This is a genomic window from Mangrovicoccus sp. HB161399 (assembly GCF_013184745.1).
GTDB lineage: Bacteria > Pseudomonadota > Alphaproteobacteria > Rhodobacterales > Rhodobacteraceae > Mangrovicoccus.
Genome location: NZ_JAATVU010000008.1, coordinates 123,359 through 142,306 on the forward strand (window position 1 = coordinate 123,359; position 18,948 = coordinate 142,306).

Here is an 18,948-nt window from a genome sequence, read left to right on the forward strand (position 1 = left end):
GCTTCGCCGGAATCGTATATCAGGCAACGTTGCGGAACAACGGCCTTGCCTGGAACGGCGTTACCCGCCCTCGACGGAAAACTCGATGCGGCGGTTGCGCAGCCGCCCCTCCGGCGTGCCGTTGCCGGCCACCGGCCGGGCCTCGCCGTAGCCGACGGAGGTCATGCGCCCCTGCCCGACGCCCTTGCCCAGCAGGTAGTCCACCACCGCCGCCGCGCGCAGCTCGGACAGCTTTTGGTTGTAGCCGGGGTCACCCACGCTGTCGGTATGGCCCGCGATCACGATGTCGAGACCCGGGCAGCGGTTGACGATGTCGGCCACCTGGTCGAGCAGCGGAAACGAAGCGGAGCGCAGCCGCGCCGAGCCCGACTCGAAAGAGATGTTGTCGGTGCGCGACAGGATCTCGAACCGCCCGACGCAGGCCTCCAGCGAGAAATCGCCCTGTGCCTCCAGCGCCGCGCTGGCCGGGGCCGGAACCGGCGCCGGCGCTGCGGGCGCGGCAGCGGCGGCAGGCTGCGGGGTCCCGGCCGCATCGGCGCGGAAGATGAAGTTGAAATTCACCGTGGTCGCCGGAACGATGGTGACGTTGGCGGTTTCCTCCAGCTTCTTCAGCCCGGCGGCGAGGTTGAAATCCGCGACCTGGATGGTCACCGGCTCGGCCGTCGCCACCGAGACCAGGTCGTCGCCGATCAGCGTCAGCGCCACCTGCGCCTCCAGCTCCCTGGTGACGCCGTGCAGCTCCATCGCGAAGGGCAGCGCGAGCGTCTTGCGCCGCGTCTCCGCCAAGTCCGCCACCATGTCCGGCGGGATCGTCGCCGTGATCTTCGCCTGCGGGTATTCGAAGGTCTCGAAGAACAGGAAGCGCATCCGCACGTTGCGCAGGTCGACCTTGGTGTCGACGCTGTCGAGCAGCACGGTCAGCTCGGCATGGCCGGACGGATCGATCGTGCCGGAATAGGTCGCGAAGGAGGAAATCTCGATCTTCGAGCCGTTCTTGATCGACTGGAACTGAAGCGACGACGCCCCGCCGTCAAGCGTCCAGCCATTGCCGAACGGACCGGCATGGGCCGCGGGGGCAAGCAGGGCGGAGAGAAGGGCGAAGAGGCGGGCGGTCCGGCGGGTCACGGCAATTCCAATCACGTTTTTTCGCGACAAGATCATTTGTTGTTCAAGTTCACTGGCAAGACTATGCCGCGAAGCTACGCGACCGGCGGACGTGTCCGCAACAGGTTTCGGGGCGTTTCCGCGGACCGTTGGCCTCCGCCCTGCGGTGGTCTAGGCTCGCGCCAGTCGTGACGGGAAGACAGCAATGCGTTTCTTTATTTTCTTGGCTGTGGCAGCCACCGCGGCGCTGGCCGCAGCGGCACGGGCGGAGGAGCGGATCGCGCTGGTGATCGGCAATTCCGGCTATGCCGCGGTGCCGTCGCTGGAGAATGCCGGCAATGACGCGCGGCTGGTGGCCGGCGCGCTGGAGGCGACCGGCTTCGCGGTCACGCTGATGGAGGACGCCACCCAGGCCGCGCTGAAGCGCGCGGTGGCCGAATTCGGCCAGGCGCTGCGCGCGGGCGGGGCCGACACGGTCGGGCTGTTCTACTATGCCGGGCACGGCGTGCAGTCCTTCGGCGCGAACTACCTGCTGCCGGTCGACGCGAAGCTGACCGATGCCGCCGACCTGGACCTGGTCGCGATCGACGCGGCCTCGGTGCTGCGCCAGATGGCCTCGGCGCGCAACCGCACCAACATCGTCATCCTCGACGCCTGCCGCAACAACCCGTTCGAGGCGATCCGCGATCTCAACGACAACGGCCTGGCCGAGATGAAGGCGCCGACCGGCACTTTCCTGGCCTATGCCACGGCGCCGGGCGCGGTGGCGCTGGACGGCACCGGCGCGAACAGCCCGTTCTCCTCGGCGCTGGCGGCCGCGATGCAGACCGAGGGCGTGCCGGTGGAGCAGATGTTCAAGACGGTGCGCAACGAGGTGATCGCGGCGACCGGCGGGCTGCAGACGCCCTGGGACACGTCTTCGCTGACCCAGGACTTCGCCTTCCTGCCGGCCCGGCAGCTCAGTCCCGAGGAGGCCGCCGAGGCACAGGTCTGGGAGTCGGTGCGCACGACCACCGACCCGCTGCAGGTGATGCTGTTCCTGCGCTCCTTCCCCGAGGGCGCCAAGGCCGCCGAGGCGCGGGCACTGCTGGCGAAGCTGCTGTCCGAGGAGATGGGCGTCGATGCCGTGGCCCCGGCAGGGCAGGACGCGCCGCCCCCGCCCAGGCCGGCCGCCGCCGCGCCGCAGGACCGCGAGGTCGCGCTGATGGATGCCGCGCGCGCCTCCGGCAGGCTGGAGGATTACCGCGCCTATCTGGAGGCCTTCCCGCAGGGCGTCTTCGCCGAATTGGCGAAGATCGAGATTGCCGGGATCGAGGCGAAGGCTGCCACCGATCCCGATCCGAAGCCCTCGGCCGCCGCGGCGACTCCTGCCCCTGGGGCGCCCGCGGCGGAGCCCGAGGCCGAGCCCGCCCCGGTCTTCTTCGACCGGCCGATGACCGAGGGCGCGCCCGAGATCGTCGGCCGCACGATCATGGAGGTGACCGGGCTCTCGCCGCTCTACCCGCCGATCGAGGGCCTGCCGGAAGAGATCTGGAAGGACAAGCAATGCTCCAGCTGCCACAGCTGGACGCGCGAGGCGCTCTGCACCCAGGCGCAGGTCTATCTCGGCGAGAGCATGACGCGGGCGGTGGCGAAGGAGCATCCGCTGGGCGGATCGTTCAAGCGCAACCTGCGGGCCTGGGCGGCCAACGACTGCCGCTAGGCTCCGGCCCGGCGGCCGGCAGCGCGGCATCCGCGGCGGCCTGAGATCGGGCTCCGGAACGGATCGGCGGCCTCGGCTTCCCGGAAGAACAGGAGGCCGAGGCGCCCGAACCGCATCGGACATCGGCGTTCCGGAGCGGTGCGGACGCTGCCCGCGATCCGTTGGCCTGACGAAAAGCGTCCGGCGTCCCGCCGTGGCGGACATGGCCTGCGGGCGCCCTCGGACCATTGCGCAGGAATGGCCGGATGCGCTCCGCCGGCCGGCGGTCAGATCAGCCCTTCGGCGCGCCATTCGACCAGCTGCTTCTGGCTGACCTCGAAATGCATGCTGTCCTCGCGGCGGAATCCCGCGCCCCAGACCCAGCCTTCCTCGTGGAAATAGTCGGCGATCAGGATCAGCCCCAGCTGGGTCCGCCCGTCGGCGAAATTGTCGAGCTGCCCGGCGATGTTGACATCCAACGCCAGTCCGAAGGCATGGGTCGAGGTGCGCCCCACCGTGCCGCGGATCTGGCGCACGCAGAGCGATCCCGAGGTGTCGATCAGCCCGTAGAGATCCGGGTCCGAAGCCTCGATCCGGGCGAAGACGCGCTTCAGGCTCTCGATCGCGGGCTCCAGCATGTTCACGCGGATCGGTCCGACCTGCTCCACCCGCAGCTTGTCCTTCAGCGCCGGGTTGGTCATCGGCTCGCAATCGTCGCTGAGCACCTCGCGCGGCTTGCCGAGGAAGTCCTGCAGGAAATCCGGCGAGGCGACGGTGATGCCCTTGTTGACGTTCAGCCGGTCGGCGATCAGCACGACCTTGGCATAGGCGTCGAGGATCGGGTTCGGCCCGCCCTGCCGGAAGCCGCCCGCGCCGGGTCCGGCGCCCTGGCCGCCCGGCACCGGCTGCACCGGCCGGCGCAGGCGGCTTTCCTCCAGGCTCTTCAGCCGGCCCTCCAGCTCGTCGATGCGCTGCTGCTGGTTCTCCAGCTGGAAGCGCATCCGCTCGATGTCGATCCGCGCGCCGCTGTCGATGCCGCCGCCGCCGCCCACGGTTCCGACCGGAAGCTGCAGCCGCGGCAGCAGCAGGAGCCCGGCGAGCCCCAGCGCCAGGACGACGATGGCCGCGATCAGCCAGGGAACGGCGCGCATGGACCCTCCTTCCGCCTACAGGATGTCGACGACGATGGCCGAGACATTGTCCGTCCCCCCCGCCTTCAGCGCGCGCGAGATCAGCGCCTCGGCCACGGTTTCCATCGGCTCGCGGTCCAGCACCTCGGCCAGCTCGCGGGGGCCGACATGCTTGGTCAGCCCGTCGGTGCACAGCAGGAAGCGGTCGCCCGGGCGCACCTCGCCGCGGATCTTGTCGAGCTCCAGCGCCTCGCCGACGCCCACCGCGCGGGTGATCACATTGGCATGCGGCATCAGTTCGGCCTCTTCCCAGGTGACGGTGCCGCCCGCCACCAGCTCGGCCACCATCGAATGGTCGGCGGTCAGCATGTCGAGATGCCGCTCGCGGTAGCTGTAGAGCCGGCTGTCCCCGGCCCAGAAGGCCGCGAAATGGTCGTTGGCCAGGATCAGCGCCACAACCGTCGCGCCGATCGGCCCGCGGCCGCGGCGCGCGGCCTCGGCCAGGATCTGGGCATGGGCGTCGAGGATCGCGCGGCGCAGCGCCGCCATCATCTCGCCCGGCCCCAGCCCCGGCGGCAGCGCCGCGACCGATGCCGTCACCGTCTGGCTGGCGAAATCGCCTGCCTCGTGCCCGCCCATGCCGTCGGCGACCACCCAGATGCGGTGCTCCGGCAGGGCGAGGATCGCGTCCTCGTTGATCTTGCGCACGCGGCCGACATGGGTCGCCGCGCTGTGCCTGATGACCGTCACCCGTCCCTCCCTTCCGGCGCCGCCCGGCTCCCCTCCCGGAGCGCGGGGTCGAACAGCGCCGCCGCCGTCTCCGCCCGCGGCATCTCCGGCAGCACCATCAGCCGGTGCCCGCCGCCGCCGGCGATGCAAGACCAGTAGCCGGGCAGAGCCCCGTGGCGCAAGGTCAGTGCGCAGGCGAGCCCGGCAGCGAGGCCCGCCGCATCCGCGGCCGACACGTCGAGCCAGCCGGACGGCGCCGCGAAGCCGATGCCCTGCGGCACCGCAGGCGGAGCGATTGCGGCCAGCCGCTCCGCCAGCATCGCCGCGTCCATGCCGTCTTCCAGCGCGTCGAGCGCCGCCGCCTCCAGCGCCGCGAAGACCGGCCCCGCACCGAGATGCAGGGCCGGCAGGAGCTCCGGCGGACAATCCGCGGCAGCCGCCAGCGCCAGCGGGAACTGCCGCCCGACCCGGTCGACCGAGGGCATCATCACGCCGGTCGCCGCCGCCTCCCCCGCCATGCCCGCAGGCAGGGTGAAGCGCCAGATCGGCGCCGACATGTAGCAGCCGGTCCAGCGGTCCCCGAGCCGCGCGCGCGCCTCCGTCATCGCCGCCTGCAGCCAGCCATCCCAGGCCCGCACGAAGCCCGGCGGCATTCCGAGCCGCAGGAAATCGCCCAGGCCGGGGATCTTGCCGTAGGCGCCGAAGCCCGCCGCCATCAGAAGCTCTGCGGGCAGCTGAACCGCGCGAGGCTCGGCAACGTGAAGGGGTTGGCGAGCGACCCCGCCTGGATCTCGAAGATCGCGATCCGCCCGCCCACGTTGAAGGTCACCCGCGTCCGGTCCGCCGCGGTCGTGCCGCGCAGCGCCGCCGCGTCGAGGATGCGGAACAGCGCCCACGGCCCGGTCTGGGAGATGTCGTTGACCGAGTTGCGCTTCGGCCGTTCCAGCACTACCTGGCTCAGCCCGACGCTGCCCGGCCAGGTGATTGCCGCCGGGCGCGGGCTGTCGCCCTGGCTGAACGCGATGGTCTGGCCGTCGATTTCCCAGGACACGGCGCGCGCATCGGGGTCGAGCGCCTGCGGATTGACCTGGAAGCGGATCTGCGGCGCGGGACCGCCGGCGAAGAACGCCTCGCGGATCGCGGCGGCATGCTGCATCTCGATCAGGACGTTCTGCGAGATCCCCAGATCCTCGCCGTTGACGGGCTTCCAGCTCCACGGATTGGTCGAGGTGTCGACGAAGGGCGCCAGCGTCTGGGTGAAGAACCCGTCGATCAGCCCGCCCGGCCCGAAGAGCCGCCCGAAATCCTGAAGGGGCACGTCGGTGCGCGAGCCGCGCTTGAACGGATAGGTGTTGCCGGTGACCTGCAGGCAGGCCGGCAGCACCTCAGCCTGCCACTTGGCGGAGATCGCCGCGCGGGTGCCGCCCGCGGCGACGCCGCTGGATCCGACCGCGATCTGCGCCGCCCAGCGTTTCATCGGCCCTTCCAGCCGTCCGGCGGCGGCGCGGAAATTGGTCAGCGCCACGCTGCCGGAGCCCAGGTCGGTGACCCCGCCGGCGATGCTCATCCGATTGAGGTCGTCATAGACCGAGCCGAGAAGCGAGATCATCGCGTCCAGATCCGAGGGCTGGCCGCCCTCGCTGGCCACCAGCTTGTGAAGCCAGGCGAATTCCTCCTGCACGTAGCTGCCGGGCGGCGGCGGCAGCCCGTCCGGCCCCGGCGGGCGGGTCTTCTGCACCTCCTCCAGGAACAGCCGGCTGTCGCTTCCCAGCCGCAGCGTGGCCGCCCGCCCCGCCACCGCGCCGGCCGCGGAGAGCACGCCGCCCGCCGCGGCAGGGACCGCCGGTTCGCTGCTTGCGGGCGGTTCGGCCAGCCGGGTCTCGGCATCGACTGCGGTCAGGATGTTGGCGATCGGCGAGGACGGGCCCGAGAGGATCTGGGTGACCTCGACGGCACGCGACAGGCTCTCGATCGGGATGATGTCGACATCGGCCAGCAGCTGGTCATAGGCCAGCTTGTAGTCGTTGAAATACTGGTCCAGCACGTCGCGGCTGAGTGCCACCAGCGCCTGCTCGCTCTGCTGCTCCTCCGCGGTCGCGCCCAGGACCCAGCTTTCCGCCTGCACGCGCGCCACCACGTTTACCGCCTCGCCGAGGAAGAAATCGTAGAAGCCGCGCTTGGTGAAGATGCCCGGCACCCCCGCGTTCAGCGGCTTGCCCGAAGGCCGGATCATCGCGCTGGCGATCTTCGGCCCGCCGATGTCGGTGAGGCGGAATTCCGGCAGGGCCTGGGCCTCCTCGCTGGCCAGGATGCCGCTATAGACCCGCTCGGCCAGCGGCATGGCGGTCAGCACGTCCTGCACCTGCCCGACCAGGTCGCTGTTCAGTTCGATCCTGTCCATCGGCTGCGCCAGCAGGGCGGCCAGATGGACGTTCAGCGCCGCGCGCTCGGCCTCGAAGGACGCGCCGGGGAAGCTCGCCGCCCAGTCCTGCGCCAGCCAGGAGGCAACATAGTCGCGGTCCATCGGCCCCAGCTGGCCCAGCATCAGATAGGTCTTGAGCGCGTCGTAGAGGAAATCCGGATCGTTGATCGACCGGCTCATCTGCTCTTCGAGGCCCAGCAGGATCCGCGGCAGGAAATGCCGGTTCAGCGCCGCGCGGTAGCTCAGCCGCGCCTGGTTGCCGATCGCATAGCCCTGGTAGAGCCCCCAGCCCAGCCCGGCAGGCACCGGCTGTCCGGTCTCCTGCCCCGGAAATCCGGCGGCAATCTCCAGCGCGGGCAGCACCGACAGCACGTCGCTGTCGGCTACCGGACCGGGCGGGATGCCGGCGCCGGAACAGCCCGCCTGCGTGGCCGCCTCCACCGCGCCCGGCGCTTCCTCCGAAACCGCGCCGCCGGCGCCCTGCGCCCCCGGCACGCCCTCGATGCAGAAACGGTAGGCGGCAATCTGGGTCTCCGCCTCGGCAGTCAGCGCGCGGTTGCCCAGATAGCTGCGGGTCCATGCCCCGCCCAGGCCCGCCGCGGCCAGCACCGCCGCGGCGACGGCAAGGCGGCGGCTCCAGCGGTAGCGGCGCTCCACCTTGTCATCGGCGCTGACGAGGCCGGCCTCGGGGAAGATCACGTCCGAGAAGACCCGCGTCAGGAAATAGGACAGCCCCGAGCCGCGGCCCGAACCGATCGCCTGCCGCCCGATCCCGAAGGTGCGCGCCATGCCCTGCATCAGCCGGTCGATCGGCGTGCCCTCCTGCGTGCCGGAAGTGAAATAGACCCCGCGCAGCAGCTGCCGGTGCTCGTAGCTGTTCTCCTGGAAGAGCTCGGACAGGAATTCCTCGGCGACCGGCTTCAGCGAGGCGACCTGCGCCGGGAAGGCGGCGATCAGCGCGCGGCGCTGCGGGTCCTGCTCCTCCTGCATGCGCCCGATCAGCCCCTCGTTCAGCCGCGCCAGCAGCGCGTCGAATTCCGGCGCCAGCCGGTCCCAGGCCGGGGTCTTGTCGCGCGGATCGCCCAAGGGCAGCGTCATGCCCCAGACCTGCGCCAGCCCGTCCTTGCCGAGCCGGCCGAAGGTTTCCTCGAAGCCCGCCACGAGATCGGCCTTGGTGAAGAGCACGTAGACCGGGAAGCGGATGCCCAGCCGCGTGCGCAGCTCGTGCAGGCGGCGGCGGATCGCCTGGGCATGGGCCCTGCGGGTGATCTCGTCCTGGTTCGACAGGTCGGCAAGGCTGATCGCCACCAGCGCGCCGTTGACCGGCTGGCGCGGGCGCTGGCGCTTCAGCATGCCGAGGAACCCCAGCCAGGCGGCATTGTCCGAGGCCGCGTCGCTGTCCTGCGTGGTGTATCGCCCGGCAGTGTCGATCAGCACCGCCTGGTCGGTGAACCACCAGTCGCAGTTGCGCGTGCCGCCCACCCCCGCCAGCGCCGCCTTGCCGAATTCGTCCTCCAGCGGGAAGTTCAGCTTCGAATTGGCGATGGCCGTCGTCTTGCCCGCGCCGGGCGGGCCGATGATCACGTACCAGGGCAGGTCATAGAGCCGCTTGCGCCCGCCCTTGGCGCCGCGCAGCACCTTCAGCGCGCGCTTGAGCTTCCCGCGCATCTCGGCCACGTCCTCGGCGGCATATCCGTCGGGCGGAAGGTCGTCCGCTGCCTGCGCGGTCACTTCCTCGACGATGGCCTCGTCGCGCTTGCGTCCGGTGACCAGCACCAGCAGGATCAGCAGCAGCGTCAGCAGCCAGAGCACGGCAAGGCCGATCAGCCGGCCCGTCACGGTGTCGAAGGGGCGCGCCTCGCCGATCGCCAGGAGCGGCCCGACCAGCCAGATGATGCCGGAGAAGACCAGCGCGACGATGACGAGGATGCCGACCGCAGACGTCAGCGCATTCCAGACCTGCTTCACTGGCCGGTCCCTCCCTGTTCGACGCCCTCGCGCAGGAGGATGATCTCGATCCGCCGGTTCTTGGCCTTGCCCTCGCGGGTCGCGTTGTCGGCGATCGGCTCGCGGTCGGAGCGGCCTTCCGCCCGGAGCCGCGAGGGATCGCCGACCAGCTTGGCGAGCCGCGCCCGCACCGCCTCGGCGCGCGCCAACGACAGCGCCATGTTGTCGGGGAAGCGCGCAGTGCGGATCGGGTCGCTGTCGGAATGCCCGGCGATCAGCACCGGGCCGGTGGTGCTTTCGTTCAGCGCCTGCGCCACCGCGGCCAGCGGACCCTCGAATTGCGGCTGCAGCCGGTCGGAGGCGGAGGCGAACATGTTGGCCCCGGCAAAGCGCACGGTGATGGTGTTGGCATCCTGGAACGCGGTGACCAGCCCGGCCTCGATCGCCTCGGTCAGGAAGCCCTGCACCTCTTCGAGCTGCCGCGTGTCGTCGGGAAGGGGCAGCGCGGGCGGCGCCGGGCGGTCGAGCTTCGCCACGCCCGGCGGGTCGAGCACGGCAAGCTGCCCGGCGATGCCGCGGGTGGACAGCCCCAGCAGGTAGCTCAGGCCCAGGAATCCGGCGAGCAGCACGAGGCCGAGAAGCCCGGCGGAAATCCAGACCGGCTTCCACGCCGAGAGCGGCCGGTGGGGCTTCTTCACGCCTTCCCAATGCGGCGACAGCGGCTCGGGCGCCGCGCCGCGCTGCGCGGCGACGATGCGCTGCAGCCCCAGCCGGATCTCGGCATGGCGGTCGCGGCCCGACTGTTCGACGCGCAGCCGCCCCTCGAAGCCCAGCGACAGGCAGACATATAGGAATTCCAGCAGGTGCAGGTTCTTGGCCGGGTCCTGCTCCAGCCGCGCCAGCAGGTCGTAGAAGCGGTCGCCGCCGACCGTCTCGCGGTGGAAGGTGGCGACCATGCTCTGCTGCGCCCAGGCGGAGTCCGACGCCCAGGGCGTGTTCAGCACCACGTCATCCACCGTCGCGCAGATCGCGTAGCGCGCCACACGCACCGTCTGCTGGTCGACGCCGGATTGCAGCGCGCGGTCCTCGAAGGCGCGGATCTCGGCCACCACCGCGCGGCGCAGCTCTTCGGGATCGGCATGCTGGGCGCGGTTGCGGATGCGGCCCACTAGCGCGAACAGGCTGGAGGCCGCGGCATTGACCGGGTTCGGCCCGGTCATCGCCACCGCCGCCCCGCCCGGCAGCGGCGCCTGCGCCGGCTGGGATGCGGCCGCGGCGGGACGCGCCGCCGGGGCCTCGGGGGCAAGCGACGGCCGCCGCCCGCCCGGATTGGGCCGGATCACCGTGCGGTCGGTATCGCCGGGCTCCGCGAACGGATCGTCGTCTGACATCTGCCCCTCCCTTCACTCGGGCCGGCCGGGCCTAGCCCTGCCGGATCGCCCAAAGTTCCATCGTCAGCCCCGGATATTCGCCGGCCACGTGCACGGCGATGCCCCCCGAGGTCGTCATCTTGCCCCAGTAGGGGCTGGCCGCGTCGAGCTGGAAATACACCTTGCCCGCCTCGTAGGGGATCTGGCGCGGCACCACCGGCAGCGGCGTCAGCTCGATCCCCGGCAGGGCGGAATTGACCAGCGTACGGATCTCCTCGACCGGGCCGATCTTGGCCTGGCCCGCGAAATGGCGGCGCAGCGTCTCCTCCGCCATGTCGGCGCCGACGGCCAGCACGAAGCCCGCGGAGCCGATCAGCTTGCGGTCGGCGATCAGACCGACGGAGATGCCGTATTTCCGCGGGTCGAGCGGGATCGCCACCGCGTTCGATTCCAGCACTGCCGAGAGGTAGCTGCGCAGCTCGCGGATCACCGCGCCGTAGCAGACTGTCAGGTCGTGATGCTGGTAGGCCAGGAATTGCGGCGGGTGGCGGTCGCGCGCCATGAAGGTGGCCAGCTCGCCCGCCAGCGCCAGCAGGAAGGCATAGAGCCTCTCGGGATGCAGGTTCTCCACCTGGGTGAAATGCCGGACCACCGGCAGCGCGCGGTTGATCGCCTGCAGCAGCAGGAAATCCTGGATCTCGGCCGTCGCCTTGACCGTGCCCGACTGGGTCAGCCGCCCCGACAGGGCAGTCATGCGGTGCGCCAGCAACCCTTCCAGTTCCGTCAGGAAGCCCGACAGCACGGCGGAGGCGCGGCAATCCATGACCGAGGGCACGAAGCTGCCGTCCAGCAGCACCTCGCTGTCGGGGCGCACCTCGATGATGCGGGCGACGGGGATCCGGACCTTGTCCGAGAGGTCGTCGACCGCCAGCCCGAATTGCAGGCGCAGCTTGCCTATGCCCAGCGTGACCGGCGTGCGGGACGTGCCCATCGTGTCGGTCACCTGCTGCTCGCCCGGGCGCAGCCGCGCCGCGGACAGTTCCGCGCCCGACATGTCGACCTCCATCGCGCCCTGCCGCCGCGACGGCACGGTCAGGTAGACGATGCAGTCCTTGACCTGCGCGGGCACGTCCAGCGCCGGCGGATGGTCCTCGGCGTCCGGCACGCGGAAAAGGCTGCCGTCGGGCGTGATCCCGGCGCAGGACTTCACCGCGAACTGGCCGATCTTCAGCGCCTCGCGGTCGATCTCGAAGGACGAGACCCCCCAGGCATAGGGCGCGATCCGCTGCGCCAGGCCCGCGGCCAGCGCCGCGGTATGGCGGTCCTGCTGCTGGAAATGCTGCGGCTGCAGGAACAGCCCCTCGCTCCACAGAACCCTGCTGTCCCAGGACATCTAGCTCCCCCTGCTCCTGTCTTCCTTCAGCCGCCTCAGCTGCGCCTGGTAGGCCTTGCCGAATTCCCGCGCGAAAACCTCGTGGAAATCGGTCTCGGCCTGCCCCGCGATCTCGCCGTAGAGCTGTTCGTAGGCTTCCCAGTAGCGCGCCTTCTTGCCCTTGAACATCGAGCCGAGCCCGCCCGAGGCGGCGATCCTGCCCTCGAGCTTCGCCGGATCGAGCTCGGCCAGCACGCCCTTCAGCGCCGCCTCCATCCCGGTCACCATGGCGACCTGGTGGGCGGTAATGTCGTCGATCGCCTCGCGCGCCGCCTCTTCGGGGTCGAGGAAGCCGCGCGACGGGCTGATCATCCCCTCCACCGCCGTCTCCGGCGTGACCGAAAATTTCAGAGGGTTGTTGCCGCGCGGCGAGATCATCGTGGTCTCGATGCGGAACTCGCTCTTCAGCATGGTCCGCGCCATCAGCGTCTCGCGCAGACCTTCGACCAGCCCGCGGAACACCCGGCCGACCCGGGCCATGACCTTGGGCGCCTCGTCCGCAGGGACCGCCAGGCCCTCCATCCCCGCGCCGGCGAGGAAGGAGGCCAGGAGCGCGTCGCCCCCGGCCGGGGCCGCGGCGGGCGCAGGGACCTCCTGCGGCGGTTCGGGCGCGCGCTCCGGCCGCTCCGGAACCGGCGGCGGCGCCGGCAGCGGATCGCCGGTCGAGGTGTCTTCGGGGATCCCGGGGGCGGCGGGCGGCGGCGCGGCGTCCTCCCCGGGTTCGAGGAACTTGTCCCAGTCGTCGGGAATCTGCGGCGCCTCGCGCTGCGGCAGGCGCATCGCGTCGCTTCCGGCCGGGCCGTGCTGGGGCATGGCCGGACCCGCGGGACCGGGCGGCGGCGCGAACAGCTCGTCGGGGTCGAGCGGCGGAAGGATGTCACCCGCGCCCTCGTCCGGCCCCGGGCGCGAGACGCTGCCATGGCCCCGGGGCTTGGCGGACTCGCCCAGCAGGTCGTCGAGGAAATCGCCGCCATCCTCCTCCGGCTGCCAGCCGGCGGCAGTGCTGCGCGCGGCGGGCGGCGGGGCGTCCTCCAGCGGCGGCAGCGCGGCGGGACCGGGCGCCGCGTCGGCGGCGATCTCGATCACCAGCTCGTAGCTGCCGATGCACAGGATGTCGCCGTCGTTGAGCGGCGTCGGCGCGGGGCCCAGCCGCACCTTGCCGTAGTTGAGGAACGTGCCGTTGGTGGAGAAATCGACCACGACGAGATTGCCGTTCTGATCCTCGATCGCGCAGTGGCGGCCCGAGATCATCCGGTCAGGATCGGGCAGGACGACATCGTTCTCGGCGCCGCGGCCGATGGTCAGCGAGCCGCCCCTCATCTCGACCGGGCGGCCATCTCCGGGCACCGTGCCCGTGGACTGGAACTTGACGGTTACCGGCATGCGTCCTCAGCCACCCGTGATGACCGTGGGGGCGCCCATGATGATCGTCCCGCCCATCGCGCAGAGATCGCCCATCCGCGCCGCAGGCAGCTTCTGGATCATCACCGTGAACGACCCCTTGGCGATCGGATGCGGCACCGGCGGCGCGGGCGGCGTGATCGACATCGACATGTCGGTCACCCGCGCGGCCGGCAGCGAGCAGACCAGCACGGTCAGCGCGCAGGGCGGCAGGATCGGGCTCGGCGCGCCCATCGTGCAGGGCCCGGCATGGGGGTCGGTCATCCTTGCCTGGGGGGGCATGTCAGCTCTCCTCCTTCTGCCGCGGCCGGCCCGAACCGCCGCGGGCGATGTCCAGCGCGCGGTCGATCAGCGCCGCCGCCGCGTCCTCCAGCGCCATGTCCGGCCGGTCGAGCGCCATGACGTTGACCCCGAAGGCCGCCGCCGCCGCGCCGCCCGGCGGCGCCGCCATCCCGGCATAGTCCCCGGCGCCGAGCCGCCCGCCGGCATAGAGCGCAGCCATCGCGCAGAGCGTCAGGTCGTCATCGGCATCCGCCGCCTCCAGCGCCTGCTGCACGGCGGCCAGCGTCTCCTCGCCGGGGCGGTAGACCCAGGCCTCGGCCGCCAGCAGCGTCGCCGGCGGTTCTTCGCCCCTTGCCGCGCAGACATCGCGCCCGGCGAGGCAGGCCCACCAGCTGCGCTCCCGCCCCGGCAGCGCCACGGAGAGAAGCCGCAGCATGTCGACCTGCGCGCCCGCCGCCTGCAGCCCCGCCAGCACATCCGGAACCGACGCGCTCGCAGGCAGCGGCAGTTTCGTCGCCAGCTTGGCATTCGCCCCCGCCAGCAGGCGCACCGCCGGCTCCGCCGGGATCTTCTTCAGCTCTGCAAACCGTCCGTCCATCGCCATTGCCTCAGTTGATCAGCGTCATGCCGCCCTTGAGGATCAGCAGCCCGTCGCCCTTCACGGTGCTCATCGGCGCCTTCGCCTCCAGCATGGCGGTCCCCTCGATCTTGATCATCGGCCCCTTGATCGTCACCCCCGTGGGATCGATCTTGATCGAGCTCGGCCCCACCTTCATCTCGATGCTCTGCATCGCCTCTTCCTCGATCTTGCCCGCGGAGCATTTCAGCGAATAGTTCCCGGCATTCAGCGTCGTCGTCATGTTGCCCGTCTTGACCGTGCGGGTGACATTGCCCTGCTTCACCGTCAGCGCGACATCGCCCTGCACCGTCTCGGTCTGCTTGCCCTGCGTGACCTCCATCGTCTGGTCTCCCTTGGAGACGGTGAAGGAATGGTTGCCGTCGGTCACCGTCTCGGTCAGGTCGTTATGCACCGTCAGCGTCATGTTGCCGGGGTCCTTCTTGTCGGAGCCCACGGTGATGGTTGCGTCGTTCTTGACGATCTGCTCGTAATCCGTCTCGGCCTGGAAGCGGACCAGCTCCTCGTCCTTCTTGTCCTCGAACATCAGTTCGTTGTAGCCGCCGCCGCCCTTCGAGGAATTCGTCTTGATCCCCGACTGGGTCTTGGCGCCGTCGAGCCCCCAGGGCGGCATCGTGTCGGCATTGTAGAGCATCCCCGTCACCAGCGGCCGGTCGGGATCGCCCTCCTCGAACTGCACGACCACCTCCTGGCCGATCCGGGGGATGTGGATCATCCCCCAGTTCTTGCCCGACCAGGGCGTCATGTGGCGCACCCAGCAGGTGGAGGTCTCGTCCGAGCCGCCCAGCCGGTCCCAGTGGAACTGGATGCGGATGCGGCCGTACTTGTCGGTATGGATCTCCTCGCCCGAGGGGCCGGTCACCACGGCGGTCTGCACCCCGGCGATCGCCGGGCGCGGCGTCGATTGCGGCGCGCGGTAGGGCACGGCTTTCGGCAGCGCGCGGAACTCCACGGCCAGGTGGTCGTCCTGCGGATTGCCCTGGACCCGCGCAATGCGCCGCCCCGCGCCCAGCCCGCTGCCCGCCGTCGGGTCCGAGTCCTCTCCCATGATGACGGTATGGGTCACGCCGATCACCACGAATTCCTCGGATTTCTGCGTGCGCTCGTGGCGGTCGAGCTTCATCGTGCCGCCGCAGGTCACCGCAGCCACGTTCGCCCCGGCCGCGAAGGTGCGGTGCTTCCAGGCGCGGCTCTCCATCTTGATCCGGGCGTAGCGGTCGCCGTCGCCGGTTTCGGCATAGAGCCCGGGATAGTCGTAGACCTCGACATCCTTCAGCGAATGCTTGCCCTTCGGGATCGCCTTGGCCGCGGTCAGGTCGGCGCGCGGCTTCTCGAAATCGAAATCCGCCAGCGTCACCTTGCCGGAGGGCGCGAATTCCGCCTCGTCCCAGGCATAGACATGCTCGGACTGGATGTTCGCGGCGACGTCCTTGAATTCCAGCGGCAGCGCGGCCGGGATGGCCGAATGCGCCGAGGCGCTGTCGGCGAGGATCATCTTGGTGCTGCCGCCTCCGTGCTCGAAGAAGTAGTAGATCCCCTCCTCCTCCATCAGCCGCGAGACGAAATCGAGGTCGCTCTCGCGGTACTGCACGCAGATCGTGCGGGTGGGGAAGCTTTCCGAGGTCCGGTCGGTCAGGTCGCCCGAGAAGCCGTATTCCGAGATCACCTCCTTGACGATCTCCAGCGCGGTCTTCTCCTGGAAGATCCGGCAATCGGCGCCGCGGGACAGGAACCACAGCCAGGGCCGCAGCTCCAGCGCGTAGAGCGCGTTGCCCTCGTGGCTGCCGAGCGCCTCGGCGGTGATGACGTGGCCGCTGAACTGCTTTTCCGCGCCCTCGGTCCGCGGCAGCGTCACGCCGACCGCGGTGCCCACCAGATCCTCGAGCTTCACCCCCTTGTCGGGATGGACGAAGTCCAGGCGCATCTCGCCGAGGGTGCTGAACCCTTCCGTCATGACAAGCGCCACCGGCAGGGCCTTGTCGCCCAGCACGCTGGTCATGGTCATCGGCGGCGTGATTTCGGCCATGGGACCTTTCCTTTCCGTGTTCCGCTCCCGCGGGCCATGCCCGCGGAACGCCCGTTCCGGCACCGGGGCGGCAACGCCCCGGCGCATGTCGCGCCTATTCGAAGGCGTAGGTGAACTCGCTGCCGCTGACGTCGATGGCCACCTTGCTGACCTCCTCTCCCGCGATCATCCGCATGAGGAATTCGCGGCTGATATCGGGCAGCATGGTGTTCGTGACGATAGCATCGATCATGCGCCCGCCCGAGTCCAGTTCCTGGCAGCGCGAGACGATGGTCTCCACCACGTCCTCGCTATAGGCGAAGGGCACGCCATGGGTGGCCTCGACGCGCTTCTTGATGCGGTTCAGCTGCAGCTTGGTGATCTCGCCCAGCATCGAGGGGCTGAGCGGATAGTAGGGAATGGTGACGATCCGGCCCAGCAGCGCCGCCGGGAAGACCTTCAGCATCGGGTCGCGCAGCGCCTTGGCGATGCCCTCGGGCGCGGGCATCAGCTCGGGGTCCGAACACATGTCCATGATCAGCTCCGACCCGACATTCGAGGTCAGGAGGATCAGCGTGTTGCGGAAATCGATCTGCCGTCCCTCGCCGTCCTCCATCACGCCCTTGTCGAAGACCTGGAAGAACAGCTCGTGCACGTCGGGATGCGCCTTCTCCACCTCGTCGAGCAGCACCACCGAATAGGGCTTGCGCCGCACCGCCTCGGTCAGCACGCCGCCCTCGCCGTAGCCGACATAGCCCGGCGGCGCGCCCTTCAGGCTGGAGACGGTATGCGCCTCCTGGTACTCGCTCATGTTGATGGTGATGACGTTCTGCTCGCCGCCGTAGAGCACCTCGGCCAGCGCCAGCGCGGTCTCGGTCTTGCCGACCCCCGACGTGCCCGCCAGCATGAAGACCCCGATCGGCTTCGACGGGTTGTCTAGGCCGGCGCGGCTGGTCTGGATGCGCTTTGCGATCATCTGCATCGCGTGGTCCTGGCCGATGACGCGCTTGGCCAGATGGGTGTCGAGATCCAGCACTGTCTGCATCTCGTCGCGCATCATCCGCCCGACCGGGATGCCGGTCCAGTCGCCGACCACCGAGGCCACCGCCTGCGCGTCCACGATCGGCAGGATCAGCGGGCTCTCGTCCTGCAGCCCGGCCAGCTCGGCATTGGCGGCGCGCAGCTCCGCCAGCGCCGCCTCGCGCTCCCCGGCGCTCATCGGCGATCCCTCGGCCTCGGCCTCCTCGACCGGCGCGCCGCCCTCGCGCAGCTTCGCCCGCAGCTCGAGGATCCGCGCCACGACGGCCTTCTCCGCCTCCCAGCGCGCCTCCAGCCCGGCCAGCCGCGCGGTCTCCTCCTCCAGCGCGTGGCCGATCGCCTCGCGCCGCTCGCCGACTTCCTCGCCCGCAGTCTCGTCGCGCGCGATGATCTCCAGCTCGGTCTGGAAGGCCTCGATGCGCTTGCGCGCGTCGTCCACCTCGGCAGGCACCGCGTGCTGGCTGACCGCGACGCGGGCGCAGGCGGTGTCGAGCACGCTGACCGACTTGTCGGGCAGCTGCCGCGCCGGGATGTAGCGCGCCGACAGGCTGACCGCCGCCTCCAGCCCCTCGTCGAGGATCTGCACCTTGTGATGGCTCTCCAGCATCGAGGCGATGCCGCGCATCATCATCACCGCCTTGGCGATGTCCGGCTCCTCGACCTGCACCACCTGGAACCGCCGGGTCAGCGCCGGGTCCTTCTCGATGTGCTTCTTGTACTCCGCCCAGGTGGTCGCGCCGATGGTGCGGAGCGTGCCGCGCGCCAGCGCGGGCTTCAGCAGGTTCGCCGCGTCGCCGGTCCCGGCCGCGCCGCCGGCGCCGACCAGCGTATGGGTCTCGTCGACGAACATGACGATCGGCACCGGGCTGGCCTGCACCTCCTCGATCACCTGGCGCAGGCGGTTCTCGAACTCGCCCTTCATCGAGGCCCCGGCCTGCAGCAGCCCGACGTCCAGCGACAGGAGCCGCGCATCCTTCAGCGCGGGCGGCACGTCGCCCCGCGCGATCCTGAGCGCGAAGCCCTCGACCACCGCGGTCTTGCCGACCCCGGCCTCGCCGGTGAGGATCGGGTTGTTCTGGCGGCGGCGCATCAGGATGTCGACGATCTGGCGGATTTCCGCGTCGCGCCCGACGATCCGGTCGATCTTGCCCTCGCGCGCCGCCTGGGTCAGGTCGGTGCAGAACTGCGCCAGCGCCTCCTGCTTGCCCAGCTGCGCCGAATGCATCGCCCCCGAGGCCGCGCCGGGATCGTCGCCCAGCGAGGACCCGTCCTGCGCGCGCAGGCTTTCCTCGGGCGAGCCCGAGGTGACGGACGCGAAATTCTCCACCAGGTCGTCGACCTTGATCTTGGCGAATTCGCGGCTGATGCCGAGCAGGATGTTGCGCAGCCCCGGCGTCTTCATCAGGCCGATCGCCAGATGCCCGGTGCGGACATGCGCCGTGCCGAACTGCAGCGAGCCGAAGAGCCAGCCCCATTGCACCGCATCCTCGATATGGGCGCTGAGATCGCTGATCGAGGCCGCGCCGCGCGGCAGCTTGTCGAGCGCCGCGGTCATGTCGCGGGCCACCGCCGAGGGGTCGAGCCTGTAGTGCTCCATGATGCGGTGCAGGTCGCTGTCGGGCTGCTGCACGATCTGGAACAGCCAGTGGACCAGTTCCACATAGGGGTTGCCCCTGAGCTTGCAGAACACCGTCGCCTCGTCAATGGTCTTGTAGCCCAGGGTGTTGAGCTTGCCGAATAGTGCCGCCCGGCTGATTTCCGCCATGGATC

13 protein-coding genes are annotated in these 18,948 nt (G+C 70.3%); 1 reads left to right on the forward strand and 12 read right to left on the reverse strand.

Translation table 11 applies throughout. The features are described 5' to 3' along the window. Positions 1 to 60: 60 nt before the first annotated feature. A complete protein-coding gene (locus HCC78_RS06640; protein WP_371743786.1) occupies positions 61 to 1,125 on the reverse strand; it encodes an OmpA family protein in 1,065 nt (354 codons plus the stop codon). A 184-nt stretch (positions 1,126 to 1,309) separates the two neighbouring features. Here HCC78_RS06640 and HCC78_RS06645 point away from each other — a divergent pair, with 184 nt between their 5' ends. Continuing rightward, positions 1,310 to 2,806 (forward strand): caspase family protein, encoded by a 1,497-nt coding sequence (locus HCC78_RS06645; protein ID WP_172327958.1) that lies wholly within the window; start codon positions 1,310 to 1,312, stop codon positions 2,804 to 2,806. Positions 2,807 to 3,072: 266 nt separating this feature from the next. Here HCC78_RS06645 and HCC78_RS06650 read toward each other — a convergent pair whose 3' ends face one another. The 11 genes from HCC78_RS06650 to tssH form a co-directional block, all read right to left on the reverse strand. Further along, positions 3,073 to 3,936, reverse strand: a complete 864-nt coding sequence (locus HCC78_RS06650) for a M15 family metallopeptidase (protein ID WP_172327959.1) — start codon at positions 3,934 to 3,936, stop codon at positions 3,073 to 3,075. Between the two features lie 15 nt (positions 3,937 to 3,951). Next, positions 3,952 to 4,665 (reverse strand): protein phosphatase 2C domain-containing protein, encoded by a 714-nt coding sequence (locus tag HCC78_RS06655; protein ID WP_172327960.1) that lies wholly within the window; start codon positions 4,663 to 4,665, stop codon positions 3,952 to 3,954. Next, positions 4,662 to 5,360 (reverse strand): type VI secretion system-associated protein TagF, encoded by a 699-nt coding sequence (gene tagF / locus HCC78_RS33605; protein WP_172327961.1) that lies wholly within the window; start codon positions 5,358 to 5,360, stop codon positions 4,662 to 4,664. Before tagF ends, HCC78_RS06655 begins: the two co-directional genes overlap by 4 nt. Then, positions 5,360 to 9,034 carry a type VI secretion system membrane subunit TssM gene (tssM, locus tag HCC78_RS06665; protein WP_172327962.1) on the reverse strand — a complete coding sequence of 1,225 codons (3,675 nt, stop codon included), beginning with the start codon at positions 9,032 to 9,034 and terminating at the stop codon, positions 5,360 to 5,362. The genes tagF and tssM overlap by 1 nt, the downstream gene beginning before the upstream one ends. Continuing rightward, on the reverse strand, positions 9,031 to 10,404 hold the full coding sequence (gene icmH, locus HCC78_RS06670; protein WP_172327963.1) for a type IVB secretion system protein IcmH/DotU: 1,374 nt from the start codon (positions 10,402 to 10,404) through the stop codon (positions 9,031 to 9,033). Before icmH ends, tssM begins: the two co-directional genes overlap by 4 nt. Positions 10,405 to 10,435: 31 nt before the next feature. Next, entirely contained in the window at positions 10,436 to 11,776 is a 1,341-nt protein-coding gene (gene tssK, locus HCC78_RS06675; protein WP_172327964.1) for a type VI secretion system baseplate subunit TssK, read from the reverse strand. Then, positions 11,777 to 13,198, reverse strand: a complete 1,422-nt coding sequence (gene tagH / locus HCC78_RS06680) for a type VI secretion system-associated FHA domain protein TagH (RefSeq protein ID WP_172327965.1) — start codon at positions 13,196 to 13,198, stop codon at positions 11,777 to 11,779. Between the two features lie 6 nt (positions 13,199 to 13,204). Continuing rightward, positions 13,205 to 13,498 carry a PAAR domain-containing protein gene (locus HCC78_RS06685; protein WP_172327966.1) on the reverse strand — a complete coding sequence of 98 codons (294 nt, stop codon included), beginning with the start codon at positions 13,496 to 13,498 and terminating at the stop codon, positions 13,205 to 13,207. A gap of 1 nt (position 13,499) precedes the next feature. Further along, entirely contained in the window at positions 13,500 to 14,096 is a 597-nt protein-coding gene (locus HCC78_RS06690; protein WP_172327967.1) for a hypothetical protein, read from the reverse strand. Positions 14,097 to 14,106: 10 nt separating this feature from the next. Beyond that, positions 14,107 to 16,161 carry a type VI secretion system Vgr family protein gene (locus tag HCC78_RS06695; protein ID WP_172327968.1) on the reverse strand — a complete coding sequence of 685 codons (2,055 nt, stop codon included), beginning with the start codon at positions 16,159 to 16,161 and terminating at the stop codon, positions 14,107 to 14,109. Positions 16,162 to 16,255: 94 nt separating this feature from the next. Continuing rightward, positions 16,256 to 18,943 (reverse strand): type VI secretion system ATPase TssH, encoded by a 2,688-nt coding sequence (tssH, locus tag HCC78_RS06700; RefSeq protein ID WP_172327969.1) that lies wholly within the window; start codon positions 18,941 to 18,943, stop codon positions 16,256 to 16,258. Positions 18,944 to 18,948: the final 5 nt, after the last annotated feature.

What these genes read in the sequence shown, in the direction of transcription:
- HCC78_RS06645 (WP_172327958.1), top strand. Translation starts at nt 1,310, where the DNA reads ATGCGTTTCTTTATTTTCTTGGCTGTGGCAGCCACCGCGGCGCTGGCC.
- HCC78_RS06650 (WP_172327959.1), bottom strand. Translation starts at nt 3,936, where the DNA reads ATGCGCGCCGTTCCCTGGCTGATCGCGGCCATCGTCGTCCTGGCGCTG.
- tagF (WP_172327961.1), bottom strand. Translation starts at nt 5,360, where the DNA reads ATGGCGGCGGGCTTCGGCGCCTACGGCAAGATCCCCGGCCTGGGCGAT.
- icmH (WP_172327963.1), bottom strand. Translation starts at nt 10,404, where the DNA reads ATGTCAGACGACGATCCGTTCGCGGAGCCCGGCGATACCGACCGCACG.
- tssK (WP_172327964.1), bottom strand. Translation starts at nt 11,776, where the DNA reads ATGTCCTGGGACAGCAGGGTTCTGTGGAGCGAGGGGCTGTTCCTGCAG.
- tagH (WP_172327965.1), bottom strand. Translation starts at nt 13,198, where the DNA reads ATGCCGGTAACCGTCAAGTTCCAGTCCACGGGCACGGTGCCCGGAGAT.
- HCC78_RS06685 (WP_172327966.1), bottom strand. Translation starts at nt 13,498, where the DNA reads ATGCCCCCCCAGGCAAGGATGACCGACCCCCATGCCGGGCCCTGCACG.
- HCC78_RS06690 (WP_172327967.1), bottom strand. Translation starts at nt 14,096, where the DNA reads ATGGACGGACGGTTTGCAGAGCTGAAGAAGATCCCGGCGGAGCCGGCG.
- HCC78_RS06695 (WP_172327968.1), bottom strand. Translation starts at nt 16,161, where the DNA reads ATGGCCGAAATCACGCCGCCGATGACCATGACCAGCGTGCTGGGCGAC.
- tssH (WP_172327969.1), bottom strand. Translation starts at nt 18,943, where the DNA reads ATGGCGGAAATCAGCCGGGCGGCACTATTCGGCAAGCTCAACACCCTG.